The sequence below is a fragment of the Rhodococcus sp. PBTS 1 genome (assembly GCF_001620025.1).
Classification (GTDB): Bacteria; Actinomycetota; Actinomycetes; order Mycobacteriales; family Mycobacteriaceae; genus Rhodococcoides; species Rhodococcoides kroppenstedtii.
This window is the reverse complement of sequence record NZ_CP015219.1, coordinates 446,350-461,277: the sequence shown is the minus strand read 5'-3', so window position 1 is coordinate 461,277 and position 14,928 is coordinate 446,350. Positions and strand designations below refer to the sequence as shown.

1 protein-coding gene (only partly in view) is annotated in these 14,928 nt (G+C 71.9%); it reads right to left on the bottom strand.

What is annotated here, in order from left to right; translation table 11 throughout:
* Positions 1–14,928 carry the start of a non-ribosomal peptide synthase/polyketide synthase gene (locus A3Q40_RS02165; protein WP_442971303.1) on the bottom strand. It extends 19,158 nt beyond the left edge of the window, so only the first 14,928 of its 34,086 coding nucleotides appear in the window; its start codon is at positions 14,926–14,928; its stop codon lies beyond the left edge, outside the window.

Below are 14,928 nucleotides of genomic sequence, written 5' to 3'. Positions count from 1 at the left end.
GTCGGTCAGCGCCGCACGCAGCGCCGCGACGTCGAGGTCGCCGGTGAGCCGCAGGCCGAGCGGGATGTTGTACACCGCCGACTCGGGATCGAGTCGGTTCACGAACCACATGCGCTGCTGCGCCAGCGACAGCGGCACCCGATCCGGGCGCGGACGGGCCACCAGCGGCGGGCGACCGCCGCTGCCGGCGACGTCACCGAGCCGGCGGGCGAGGCCGGCAACGGTGGGGTTCTCGAAGATCTCGCGCACCCCGAGCCGAGCGCCGACGGCGGAGTTGAGCCGCGCGATCACCCGCGTCGCGCCGAGCGAGTTGCCGCCGATCTCGAAGAACGAGTCGTCCGCGCCGACGTGGTCGACCCCGAGGATCTCGGCGAAGACCTGGGCCACCGTGTGCTCGATCGCGGTGGCGGGCAAGCGCCCGTCCGTCGCGTGCTCGAAGTACTCGGGCTCGGGCAGCGCGCGGGTGTCGAGCTTGCCCACGGGCGTCAGCGGGACCTCGTCGATCACCATGATCGACGAGGGCACCATGTACGACGGCACGAACGCGGCGGCGTGCGCGGCCAGGGCGTGCGGATCGGGTGTCGCGCCGGGTGCCGCGGTGACGTAGGCGACGAGGACGGTGTCGCCCGACGGCGCGGTGCGGCCGATCGTCGCGGCGAAGGCGACGTCGTCGTGCGCCGTGAGGACGGCGTCGATCTCGCCGAGTTCGATACGGAAACCGCGCACCTTCACCTGGGTGTCCGAGCGGCCGACGTACGACGCCTGCAGGCCGTCGGGTCCCTGGACCCACCGCACGACGTCACCGGTCCGGTACATCCGCGTGCCGGTCGACGACGACGGGTCGGCGACGAAACGCGAGGCCGTCAGTCCGCGGCGGGCGTGGTAGCCGCGGGTGACGCCGGGGCCGATCAGATAGAGGTCACCCGCGACCCCCACGGGAACGGGCCGCAGCCGCTGGTCGAGCACGAGCGCCGAGACGCCGTCGATGGTGTGGCCGATGACCACCGGACGGTCCGGGGTCAGCGGGGCGACGTTGGAGATGACGGTGGTCTCGGTGGGGCCGTAGCCGTCGAACAGGTGACGGCCGGGAGCCCAGGTCGCGACGACGTCGCGCGAGACGGCCTCGCCGCCGGCAACCACCCACTGGAAGTCGTCGAGACCCGTCGGGTCGAGCGACGACAGGACGGTCGGAGTGAGGAACGAGTGCGTCACGCGGTGACGAAGGATGAACTCGCGCAGCTCGTCGCCGCCGTAGACGTCCGACGGCGCGATCGCCATCGTCGCGCCCGCGCCGAGCATCAGCAGCAGCTCGAGGATCGAGGCGTCGAAGCTCGGCGAGGCGAAGTGCAGCACGCGGGACGACGACGTGACCTCGTACCGCTCGCGCTGGAACACCGCGAGATTGGCCAGACCGGTGTGGGTGACCACGACGCCCTTGGGCAGACCGGTGGTGCCGGAGGTGTAGATGACGTAGGCGGCCGCGTCCATCCGAACGGGACCGCGACGGTCGGCATCGGTCAGCGGTGCCGTCGACGCGGAGACGGCGTCGGCCGGATCGTCCTGTCCGCCGGACGGCCCCGTGCCGAGCACGATCCACTCGACACCGTCGACGGTCGGTAGGTCGGCCAGGCGATCGGCGGTCGTCAGACCGAGGTGGGACTCGGAGTCGGTGAGCATGTGCTCGATGCGGTCCGCGGGGTGGTTCGGGTCGACCGGCACGAACGCACCGCCGGCGCGGGTGACCGCCCACTCGGCGAGCAGGGACTCGTAGGACCGTCGGATGGCCACGGCCACCCGCACCTCCGGCCCGACGCCGCGGGCGATCAGGACGCGGGCGAGGCGAGTGGAGCGCGCGTCGAGCTCGGCGTAGGTGACCTCGTGCACGGCACCGTCGGCGGTCGACGTCACCACGGCGACACCGTTCGGGTTGCGCCGGACGGCGTCGTCCATCAGGTCGACCAGGCTCGTGCTCGCGACTGTCGGGTCCACGGGCGCCGGTGCGCGGAACGGGTAGAGCTCCGCCACCTCGGCGGAATCGAGAATCGGGAGATCACCGACGGCTGTGGCCTTCTCGGAACTCCCGGACGGACGGGCGGCGTCACGATCGTCGGCGGAGACGAACCCGCGCAGCACCGCGGTCAGCCGCCGCTGCATCGCCTCGATCGTGTCGGCATCGAAGATGTCCGTGGCGTAACCGAGGTACCCGCCGATCCCGGCCGGGGCGCCCTCGGCGTCCACGCGCTCGGAGAACTCGAAGGCGAGGTCGAACTTGGCGAACTCGACGTCCACCGCACCCGGCGTCACCGACAAGCCCGGCAGCTCGATGGTGGGCTGCGCATCCGAGTGATAGGACACGATGGTCTGGAACAGCGGCGAGTGCGCGGTGGTGCGCGAGGGCTGCAGCGCCTCCACCAACGACTCGAACGGGATCTCGCTGTGCGCGAAGGCCGCGAGGTCCGCGTCCCGCACCGCTGCCAGCACCTCCGCCACGGACATGTCCTGGCCGATCGGCGTCCGCAGCGCGAGGGTGTTGACGAACATGCCCACGATGGACTCGAGCGCGGGCTCGCCGCGACCGGCCACCGGGGTACCGACGACGATGTCGTCGCCCCCGCCGAGGCGGGAGAGCAGCACGGCGACGGCGGCGTGCACCACCATGAACCGGGACACGCCGTGGCGGCGTGCCAACCGGGCGAGCGCGGCGTGCAACTCCGGGTCGACGTCCCAGTGCAAGGCCGCACCGACTCCGGTGCGCGTGGTGGTGCGCGGGCGGTCGAGCGGCAACTCCCCGACCTCGGGAATGCCCGCGAGTGCGGTGGTCCAGTAGTCGGTCTGCTTCGACCACAACGATTCCGGGTCGTCCGGAGACCCGAGCAGCTCGCGCTGCCACGTCGCGTAGTCGACGTAGGCGATCTCGAGAGGGGTCGCAGCGTGGTCCCGTCCCTCGCGGCGCGCGGTGTAGAACTCGACCAGATCGGTCACCAGCGGCAGCAAGGAGGCGCCGTCGGAGGCGATGTGGTGCGCGACGAACACCAGCAAATGCTCGGTCGGCGACGTGCGGACGATGCGGGCTCGGACCGGGATCTCGGTGGTGACGTCGAACGGCTGCGACGCGAACGCCGTCACCTCGTCCTGCGCCCCGTCCCCGTCTGCCGTGCCACCCTCGGCCTCGACGACGTCCACATCGAGCACGACGTCGTCCATCGGCAGGATGCGCTGCACGGGACCGTGTCCGGTGTCCGGGAAGACCGTGCGCAGCGCTTCCTGGCGGGTCACCACGTCGCGCAGAGCCCCGCGGAGGGCCTCGGTGTCGAGCTCCCCGGACAGGCCGAGCGTGAGCGGGATGTTGTAGCCCACCGACTCCGGATCGAAGCGGTTGATGATCCACATCCGCTGCTGCGCGAGCGAGAGCGGAAGCGGAGCGGGGTCGCCGTCGGCGGTGGTGCGCGCGACGGGCACGAGCGGCGGGCGCGGCGGCGCACCGCGCGACGCCTCCGCCGCGGCCGCGAGGGTGCGGACCGTCGGGGACTCGAAGATGTCCGGCATGGTGACGGCCACGCCCAGAGCGGAATTCAGCCGTGCGACCACGCGCGTGGCCACCAGCGAATCGCCGCCGAGCTCGAAGAAGGAGTCGGTCGCGCTGACCCGCGGGAGGTGCAGCAGCTCGGCGAACACTCCGGCCACGATCTCCTCGGCCGGCGTCTGCGGCGCGACGAACTCGCCCGAGCCGGTGTCGCCGATCGTCACCGTCGGCAGGGCCTTGCGGTCGAGCTTGCCGCTGGCGTTCAGCGGTAGGGCGTCCAGCACGGCGGCCGCGACGGGAACCATGTAGTCCGGCAACGTCGTCCGCACGGAGCCGAGCACCTCGGACGGGTCCACCTCGGCACCCGCTGCGGGCACCAGGTGCGCAACCAGTCGGTCCACCGTCCCGCCGTCGGGCGTCGTCTCCGACTGGACCACCACGACGGCCTGCGCGACGTCGTCGCGCGTGGTGAGGGCGGCCTCGATCTCGCCGAGTTCGACGCGCAGACCGCGGATCTTGACCTGGAAGTCCGAGCGCCCCACGAAGAGCACGTCCCCGTTCGCCTGCACGCGCACCAGGTCACCCGTGCGGTAGAGACGGGTCCCGTCGGCTCCGGCGACGAAGCGCGTGGCCGTCTGACCCCGCAGCCCGCCGTACCCGCGACCGACGGCGATGCCGCCGATGTAGAGCTCGCCGACGACACCACGGGGAACGCGGCGCAGGCGCGCGTCGAGCACCCGGTACTCCACGCCGTCGATCGGGGCACCGATCGGCACGCGGGAGGCGTCGAGGGGCTCGCCCGTGGTGGACATGACGAAGGCGGACGTGACGTCCGACGCCTCGGTCGGTCCGTACGAATTGATCAGCCGCACATCGCTGTTCATCAACGTTCGGTACACGGCCGGGCGGATCGGCTCGCCGCCGAGCACGACGGCACCGAGCCGGAGCAGGGTCTCGTCGGTGTCGGAATCGACGAGGGCCTCGAAGGCACTGGGCGCCAGGTTGATCGCGTCGATGCGCTCACCCGCGGCGTGCGCCGCATCGATCGCGCCGAGAATGGCGGCGGGGTCGAAACCCTCGTCCACCAGGTGGACGACGCCACCGGCGGTCAGCGGGCCCCACACGTTCTTCTGCGTCAGGTCGAAGCGCGGCGAGGAGACCACCAGCGTGGAGGACCCCTCGGTGAGACCGAGGAACTCGCGGTACCAGGCGTAGGTGTTCACGACGCCGGCCATCGGCACCAGCGTCGGCTTCGGTCGGCCGGTGGACCCCGACGTCGTGATGACGTAGGCCAGCGCGGCGTCCGCGCCCGGCGTCGTCCAGGGATCCGGCAGCGGGCTCGCGTCCCCGTCGCCCTCGGCCGTGGCCACGTCGACCACCGGCAGCTCCGCCGGCAGGTCGAGCCCGGCCGAATCCACCACGACGGCAACGGCGTTCACGTCGGCGAGCACCGAGGCGGTGCGCTCGGCCGGCGCGGCCGGATCGACGGGCAGGTACGCGGCGCCCACCTTCCAGCACGCGAGCATCGCGGTCACCCACGAGATCGAGCGCGGCAGCACCAACGCGACCACGGTGTCGAGCCCGGCACCGGACTCGAGCAGGGTGCGAGCGAGGCGCGTCGCGCGGCGATCGAGCTCGGCACGCGTCACGGTGATCTCGCCGTGGCGCAGAGCCGGGGCGTCGCCGTCGGCCTCGACCGACCGGGCCCAGAGCCCGAGCAGCGACTCCGAGGCGACGGCGGCGGCGTCGGCGGCGTCGGCGGACGGGGCCTGCTCGACCGGGGCCGCCTCGGGGGCCGTCTCGACGGGGGCGCTCTCGACCGGCTCGGGAATCTCGATGTCGCCGACCAGGGCGTGGGCATCGGCGACCACCTGGTCGAGCACCTGACCGAAGGCGTCGGTGCCGTCCGCGTTGGGCGGCGCCGCCATCAGGGTGGGCAGCAGACCGGTGAGGACCACGGACGCAATCGCGTCCGGGCCCATGCCGCGTGCGGACATCGGGCCGGACAGCAGCTGCAGCCGCTCGTGGAACTGCGCGTAGGTCACGTCCATGCCGTCGAACGACGCCGCGATCCCCGAGGGGTCGACCTCGGCGGCCGCTGCGAGGAGCGCAGGGAGGTCGCGCACCGTCATCCGACGAGGGGGCAGAGCAGACGGCACAGAGGGCCTTTCGGGCTTGTCGAGAGCAGGGTCGGTTCCGGCGGTGCCGCTGCCGTCGAGGTCGATGTCCCCCGCCACCGACGTCGGGTCCGCGGCGACCGCGGTGAGCACGTGCAGGAACCACGACACGAACGTCTCGATCGTCGCGCGATCGAACAGGTCCGTGGCGTAGGTGAAGCGGCCGTCCAGTCGGGTGCGGCCGTCGTCGGTCGCCGTGGGCTCCAGCGCGACGAGCAGGTCGAACTTGGCGCCGTCGGCCAGCTCGGTCAGCACCGACACCGTGAGGTCGGGCAGTTCGAACTGCACCGGCGCGTTGTTCTGGAAGGACAACATGGTCTGGAACAGCGGCGTGAACGCGGTCGACCGCGGCACGTTCAACTCCCGGACCAGCGTCTCGAACGGGATGTCCGCGTGCGCGAACGCGTCGAGGTCGGCGTCGCGTGTGCGGCGCAGCAGATCGGTGAACGTCGCCGACGGGTCGACGGACGAGCGCAGCACGACCGTGTTGACGAACATGCCGACGAGGTCCTCCGCCGGTCCGGCGGTACGGCCCGCGACGGGCGTCCCCACGGTGATGTCGTCGCTACCGGTCGCGCGGGCGAGCAGCACGGCGAGGGCGGTGTGGACCGCCATGAAGAGCGACCCCTGCGCGTCCTTCGCGACGGCGTCGAGCGCCTCGACGACGTCGGCCGGGATCGAGACGGGAACGAAGTCGCCGTTCGTGGTCCGTCGAGCCGGACGCGGCCGGTCGGTCGGCAGCTCGAGCACTTCCGGCGCCCCGGCGAGAGTGCGTCGCCAGAACTCGAGCTGGCGCCCGGCCGGCGAGGTCGGATCGTCGGGCTCACCGAGGACGCGGCGCTGCCAGAGGGCGACGTCGGCGTACTGCACCGGCAGCGGCTCCCACCCGGGCTCCGTACCGTCCGCGCGGGCTGCGTAGGCGATCATCACGTCGCGAGCGAGCGCCGCCATCGACGCGCCGTCCGCCGCGATGTGGTGCACCACCACGACGAGCACGTGGTCGGCGGGTCCGGCCTGGAACAGCCGGGCCCGGACCGGCGGAGCGGCCGCCACGTCGAACCCGGTCGACACGAAGTCGACGACCGCCTCGAGCAGACGCTCCTCGACACCGGTGTCGCCGCCCAGCAGAGCCACCGGCGTCAGGTCGACCGTCACCTCGGACGCGGGCCGCACGTCCTGGCTGGGTCCGCTGTCGTCGGTCTCGGGGTAGCGGGTGCGCAGCACCTCGTGCCGTTCGACCACGTCCACGACGGCGGCCTGGAGCGCATCGGTGTCCAGCGATCCGGTGAGTCGGACGGGCAGCACGATGTTGTACGCCGGCGACGACGTGTCGAACCGGTTGAGCAGCCACATCGACTGCTGCGCCGGCGAGAGCGGCACGTGGTCCGGTCGCGGGCCGGCGGTGAGGGCCGGGAGCTCGGTGACCGCGGCGTCGTCTGCCGTGGCGGCGGCGACCACCGCGGCGAGACCGGCGACGGTGGGGTTCTCGAACACGTCGCGCACGCCGACGCGGCGACCGGCACCGAGCGCGTTGACCCGAGCGACCAGCTTGGTCGCGACCAACGAGTTGCCGCCGACGTCGAAGAAGGAGTCGTGCACCCCGACGGACGGCAGGCCCAGAACGTCCGAGAAGACCTCCGCCAGAGCGCGTTCAACGTCGGTACCAGGCCCGTCCTCCCCGGTGGAGGTGAACTCGGGAGCAGGCAGGGCGCGGCGATCCAGCTTGCCGGCGGGCGTCAACGGCACCGAGCCGAGCACGACGACGGCGCCCGGCACCATGTGCGCGGGCAGCGTCGCGGCGGCGTGCGTTCGAATCGTCTCGGCTGCGTCGTCGTCGGACGCCAGCGGCGATCCCGCTCGCGGGAGCACGTAGGTGACCAGGGTGGTGGCCCCGGACGGGAGCGGCACACCGAGGGTGACGGCGAACTCGACGTCGGTGTGACGACCCACGGCCGCGTCGATCTCTCCCAGCTCCACCCGGAAACCGCGTATCTTCACCTGGAAGTCGCTGCGCCCCAGGTACTCCACGGCCCACTCGCCGCGGTCCTCGACCCACCGTGCCACGTCGCCGGTGCGGTACATGCGGGCGCCGGGGACGGTGCCCGACGGGTCGGCCACGTACCGCTCGGCGGTGAGGCTACGACGCTCGTGGTACCCGCGGGTGACCGACGGGCCCGACAGGTAGAGCTCACCCGGCACACCGGGGCCCACCGGCCGCAGTCGAGCATCGAGGATCGACGCCCGCATACCGCGAATCGGCGGACCGATCACGACGCGGCGGTCGGCGGTGAGCTCGGTGGTGTTGGACAGGATCGTGGTCTCGGTGGGCCCGTAGCCGTTGAACATGCGTCGCCCCGGGGCCCAGCGCCGGACAAGATCGTCCGGCACGGCCTCGCCGCCCACGACGACCCGATCGAAGTGCGGTGCGGCGGCGGGGTCCACGGTCGCGAGCGCGGCCGGCGTGACGAAGCCGTGCGTGACCTCGTGACGACGCAGGAACGCCTCGAGCTCCTCACCGCCGTACACGTCGGCGGGGACGACCACCAGCGTCGCGGCGGCGCCCGTCGCGAGCAGCAGCTCGAGCACCGACGCGTCGAAGCTCGGCGAGGCGAACGCCATGACCCGCGACTGCGGGCCGGCCTCGTACGTGGCGGTCACCTCGGCCGTGAAGTTGACCAGTCCCCGGTGGGGCACGGTGACGCCCTTCGGCGTCCCCGTGGTGCCGGAGGTGTAGATCATGTAGGCCATCGAGTCCGGGCCCGGCGCCCCGGCGAGCTCGCCGGCCTCGACCGGGCCGTCCCGGTGCGCCGAGAGCAGTTCCCGGGCGCGTGCGTCGTCGATGCGGAACCAGTCGACGTCCTCGGGCAACGGCTCCGCGAGCACCGCAGCGGTACCCACCGAGGTCAGCCCCAGCACCGCCGCGGAGTCGGTGACCATGTGACGCACGCGCTCGGCCGGGTAGCGAGGATCGACCGGCAGGTAGGCCGCACCGCTCTTGACCACGGCCCAGAGAGCGACGAAGTACGCCACGGACCGCGGAATGGCCAGCGCCACCACCGTTTCCGTGGTCGCACCGCGGGCGAGCAGCTCCCGCGCGAGCGCCGACGACCGACGATCCAGCTCGGCGTAGGTGACGGAGTCGTCGTCGGTGACCACCGCGTCGCCGTCCGGGCGGCGACGCACCGCGTCGGCGAAGAGGTCACCGAGCAGGCGTGGCTCGAGCGAGGGCGCCCCCTGGACGGCGGCGACCTCGTCCAGGCGCGCCGCGGGCAGCGCCTCGATGTCGTCGACGCGACGGGCGGTGTCCTCGCCGACCGCGGCGAGGACGCCCAGGAAGCCGTCCATGATGTCGCGGACCTCGTCGGCGCCGAGGCGCCCGGGCAGGTACTTCGCGATCAGGCGCAGGTCCGGGTCGGCGACCGCGACGACCGTCAACGGGTAGTGCGTGGCGTCGCCCGACTCGACTCCGAGAACGCGCAATCCGTCGAAATCCGCTTCACGCGTGAGCGCTTCGCGGTCGAGCGGGTAGGACTCGTAGACCATGAGCGTGTCGAACAGCGGACCCACGCCGACACTCTGCTGGATGTCCGTCAGACCGACGTAGTGATGGTCGAGCAACGCGGTCTGCTCGCGCTGCAGCCGCTCGAGCAGCGTGCCGACGTCGTCGCCGCGCCGCAGGCGAACCCGCACGGGCAGGGTGTTGATGAACAGGCCCAGCATCGATTCGATGCCCGGCACCTGCGGGGGGCGGCCGGAGACGGTGGTGCCGAAGACCACGTCGTCGCGACCGGTGTTGCGCGCCAGCACGATTCCCCACGATGCCTGCAGAACCGTGTTCAAGGTGACACCACGATCGCGGGCGAAGGCGTGGAGCCGCTCGCTCACCTCCGCCGGCACCGGCACGACGTGATCGGCCGGAACCGCGTCGGAGGCGGCCTCGTCGGCGGGGCCCGCGGCCGGCACCAGTGCCGTCGGCTCCTCGACGCCCTCGAGCGCCCCTGCCCAGGCGGCGAGCGAGGCCCGATCGTCCCGCGCCGACAGCCACGCCAGGTAGTCCCGGTATGGACGCACCCGCGGCAGCGATGCCGGGTCACGAGAGACGTACAGCGACAACAGGTCCTGCACCACGATCGGCAACGACCACCCGTCGAGCAGGATGTGGTGGTTGGTCATCGCGAAGACGTGACGGTCCGGCCCGGTGCGGATCAGCAGGAACCGCAGCAGCGGCGGCGCGGTCATGTCGAAGCGCGCCGTGCGCTCGGCGAGCACCGCCTCGCGGGCGGCGGCCTCCACGTCCGCGGCCGTGAGATCCGGATCGGCGGTGAGGTCGCGCTGGGTCCACGGCGCCACCGCCGATTCGACCACGACCTGCAGAGCGGTGCCCTCGTCGTCGACCACGAAGCCGGCGCGCAGGTTCGGATGCCGCGCGACCAGACCGTCGGCGGCCTCGTGCAGACGCTCGGCGTCCAGACGCCCGCCCAACTCCAGCACGATCTGCGTGGAGTAGACGTCGAGGTGGTCGCCCGCCAGCGCCGAGTGGAACAGCAGGCCCGCCTGCAGCGGGGCCAGCGGCCAGATGTCCTCGAGCCCCGGATAGGTGGTCTCGAGCGACTCGATCACCGGCTGATCGACGCGCACCAGGTCGACGTCCGACGGGGTCAGACCGCCGGCGTCCGGCTCGGCCGAGTGCGCGGCCAGGGCGCCCAACGCCTCGGACCACACCTGCGCGAGATCGTCGATCTCGGTGCGCGAGAACAGCGTCGACGGATACTCGAACGTGGTACGCAGGGTGGGACCGTGTTCGCCGTCCACCACCATCGCGGTGACGTCGATCGCGACCTGCACGGGCACGTCGTCGCCGCGCAGGCCGTTCAGCGCCGCGTGTCGCGCGTCCGGGAACCAGCCGCCGGCGCGAATCTCCTCGGGCACGTCGGCGGTGCCGACGCGACCCAGGTAGTTGAAGCCGATCGACGGAACCGGGGCATCGGTATCGATGACCGGCTCGGAGCCGTGGCGCAGCAGTCCGTAGCCGACGCCACGATCGGGCACGTCGGACAGTTGCTCCTTGACCGCCTTGATCGCCGTGCCCGCCGCACCGCCACCCGACAACGCGTCGGCGAGGTCGACGTCCGTGACGTCCAGGCGCACCGGGTACATCGAGGTGAACCAGCCGACGGTCCGCGAGAGATCCGCGCCCGGCACCAGTTCCTCCTCGCGGCCGTGGCCCTCGAGGTTCACCGCGAAGGATCGAGCCGCGTTGCCGCGCCGCCGTTCCCACTGCCCCACCGCGAGCGCGAGCGCCGTCAGCAGGCCGTCGTTGACGCCGCCGCGGAACGTCGTCGGGACCGTGGTGAGCATCGCGAAGGTCACCGGGTACGGCGACGTCACGTCGATCCGGTCGAGGGTCGCCACCGTGTCCACGGCGGGATTCAGTGGGCGCGAGGCGAACTGCTCCTGCTCGGTACCGAGCGCGGTGCGCCAGTGCGGCAGCTGCGCGCGCACGGTCTCGCTCGTCGCCCGATCGCGCAACGCGTGCGCCCAGCGGCGGAACGAGGTTCCGCTCGGCTGCAACGCGACCGGTTCGCCCGCCGACAACTGAGCCCATGCCGTCGCCAGGTCGGGCAGCAGGATGCGCCAGGACACCCCGTCCACGACGAGGTGGTGCAGCACGATCAGCAGTCGGTCGCGCTCCGACTGCTCGGATCCGGCCTCGAGCCACACGAACGCCGCGGTACGACCCGCCGCGGGGTCGAGTCGGGTCAGCGCGTCGCGGGAGATCTCGGCGAGAGCGGCGTCGAACTCGGCGGTGCCGATCCTCGGGGCGAGCGTGCGATGCTCGAGCATCGACCGCACCGGCACCGCGTCACCCGCGGGCGGCACCGTCAGCGACCAGCCGTCGCCGGTGCGCTCGAGCCGAGCACGCAGCACGTCGTGATGCGCCACGACCGCGGCGATCGTCGCGACCACCCTGTCCTCGTCGGACCCGGTCCGGTCGAGGTTCGGCGGCAGATCGACGACGATCGACTGCGCGAACGACGCCGTGAGCGCCGGGTCCGCCGCCATCCACGCGATGATCGGGGTGAGCGGGACCGATCCCACTCCCCCGCCGGGCAGTTCGGCCAGCACCGGTGTCTCGGCCGCGTCGGACACGACCTCGGCCAACCGCGCCACGGTCTTGGCCTCGAACACGTCGCGCGGCGTGATCTGCAGACCGGCGGCCTTGGCCCGCGCGACCAACTGGATCGACATGATGCTGTCGCCGCCGAGGGCGAAGAACGAGTCGTCGACACCCACGCGCGCGACGCCGAGAACATCGGCGACGAGGGCCGCGATCTGCTGCTCGACCGGCGTGGTGGGAGCGCGGAAGGTGGCGCCGGTGTCCCGGAAGACCGGCTCCGGCAACTGCCGCCGGTCGAGCTTGCCGCTCGAGTTGAGCGGCATCGAGTCGATGACGGTGATCGCGTCCGGCACCATGTACGCGGGCAGCATGCCCGCGACCACGTCGGCCAGGGTGGCGACGTCGACGGCCCGTCCGGAGGCGGGCACGACGTAGGCCACCAGACGCTGGCCGAGGTCTCCGTTGTGGACCACCACGACGGCCTCACGGACGGAATCGTCCTGCAGCAGCGTCGCCTCGATCTCGCCCAGCTCGATGCGCTGACCACGCACCTTGACCTGGAAGTCGGTGCGCCCCAGGTAATCCAGCTCGCCGTCGGGGTTCCAACGCACCAGGTCGCCGGTGCGGTACATCCGCTCACCGGTGGTCGAGAACGGGTCGGCGACGAAGCGATCGGCCGTCAGATCGGGACGGTCGGCGTAACCGCGCGCGAGCTGACGTCCGGCGAGGTACAGCTCGCCGGCCGCGCCGATCGGCCGCGGGCGCAGCAGGTGGTCGAGGACGTAGGCCCGCGAGTTGCGGACCGGCGACCCGATGGGCACGGAGATGCGGGGCACCGACGTGATCGATGCCGCCGTCGCGTGCACGGTGAACTCGGTGGGGCCGTACAGGTTGTGGACGGCGTCGACCGACCCGAATCGGCTCCAGGCCTCCACCAACCGCGGTGGGAACGCCTCGCCGGCCACCAGCACCGCGCGCAGCGACGAGCACCGTCCGGGCTCGATCTGCTCGACGAACAGAGTGAGCATCGACGGGACGAACGACGTGGCGGTGACCCCGGTGCGTTCGATGACGTCGGCGAGGTACGCGGGATCGCGGTGGCCGTCCGGTCGGGCGATCACGAGCGTCGCGCCGCGGCTGGGCGCGAACAACTCCCACACCGACACGTCGAAGGTGACGGGGGTCTTCTGCAGCACCACCTGACGCTCGGTGGACGACCCGTAGGTGTCGAACACCCACTCGACCTGGTTGGTGATCGACTCGTGCGCGACGGCGACGCCCTTGGGCCGACCCGTCGACCCCGAGGTGTAGATGACGTACGCGGTGGTGGACGGATGGATCGCACCACGGCGCTCGGCGTCGGAGACCGCGCCCGACGACAGGCCGGACAGGTCGAGGCGGTCCACCTCGAGCACGTCGACGTCCACGCGGTCGGCCGGGGCCTCGTGGTCCGGAACCGTGAACCCGTCGGCGGAGGTCGTGAGCACGCACAGCGGGTCGGCCGTGCGCAGGACGTAGTCGGTCCGGGCCGGCGGGTGGTCCGGGTCCAGCGGGACGTAGGCGCCGCCCGCCTCGAGCACGGCGTGGATCGCGACGAGCAGGTCGAGCGACCGACGCATCGCGACGGCCACCCGCACCTCGGGACCGACCCCGAGATCGATCAGGTGGCGAGCGAGCCGAGCCACGGCCTGGCCGAACTCGGCGAAGGTCAGCTGCGCACCCTCGAAGTCGAGGGCCACGGCGTCGGGGGTCTCTGCCACGCGCGCCCGCAGATGGTCGATCACGGTGCCCGGCTCGACGGTGTCGGCGGTGTCGTTGAAGCGCCCCAGCGTCAGGCGGCGTTCTTCGTCGTCCGCGAGCGGCAGGTCGGCGACCGCCCGATCCGGATCCGAGGACACGAAGGCCTCGAAGAACCGGAAGAAGCGGGCGTGCTGGCGGGCGAGATCGTCCGCCGAGTACAGGTCGGGGTTCGCCTCGAAGTCGATGTTGGTCGACGATCCGGCGACACCCGCGTAGATGTTCACCGCGAGGTCCTCGACGGGACCGGTGGTGAGCACGTGCAGACGGCCCGTGGCCTCGCCGAGCTGGATCACCGGGTGGAACAGCATGATGTTGACGGACGGGCCGAACAGCCCGCGGTCACCGTTGCCCCGACCGATGTCGCGGCGCATGTCCTCGTGCCGGTACCGCTGACGGCGCAGCGCGCCGGTGAGCTCGATCTGGGTGTCGCGCACGAGCTCCGCGACGGTCACCGAGCGGGTGACGGACAACCGCAGCGGGACGATGTTCGACGTCATGCCGCCGGAGTTGCGCAGCTGCGCGGTGGTGCGGGCCGACACCGGGAGGCTGAGCACGACGTCCTCGGTGTCCGTCATCCGCGCGAGGTAGGCCGCGAACGCCGCGACGACGAGCGGCGCCTGCGCGGTCTGCAGTGCGTCGACGGCCGCGTCCGCGGCGTCGCTCAACGCCGGCGGGAGCGCCGCCGAGGCGACGCGGGCGTGACTGCCGACCGGGGCCGTCCGGCCCGCGAGCGAGACGGGCGCGGGCAGGTCCGCGGTCCGCGTCTGCCAGTACTCCCGGTCCTTCTCGAATCGCGTCGAGTCGCGGTACTTGGCCTCGTCCTCGAAGACCGTCTTCACGTCCAGCGCCTTGGCGGGCGGAATCTCCTCACCCGCGGACATGGCGGTGTAGATCTCCGCGATGCGCGTGATCATCGCCATCGCGCCGTAACCGTCGAGCGCCACGTGGTGGATGCGCGAGAACCAGAACCACCGCTGCTCGTCCAGGCGAAGCAACCACAGCGCGACCAGTCGCGAGTTCAGGAGGTCGATCGGAGCGCTGTACTCGCGCCGCATCCACTCCATGGCCGCGGCGGCGGGATCGGCCTCGTCGCGGAAGTCCTGGAGCCGAATGGTGTCGTCGATCGAGCGGTCGACCATCTGGTACGGCATGCCGTCGACATCGAGGATGCGGAGGTACCCGGAACCGAACTCCTTGCCGGCCATGACCGACGCCGCCGTGAGCATCTCCAGGTCCAAATGCCCGTCGACCTCGATGTACTGCGCGATGGTGACCGGAACGTCGCCCAGCGCCTGTTGCGCGAACCACAT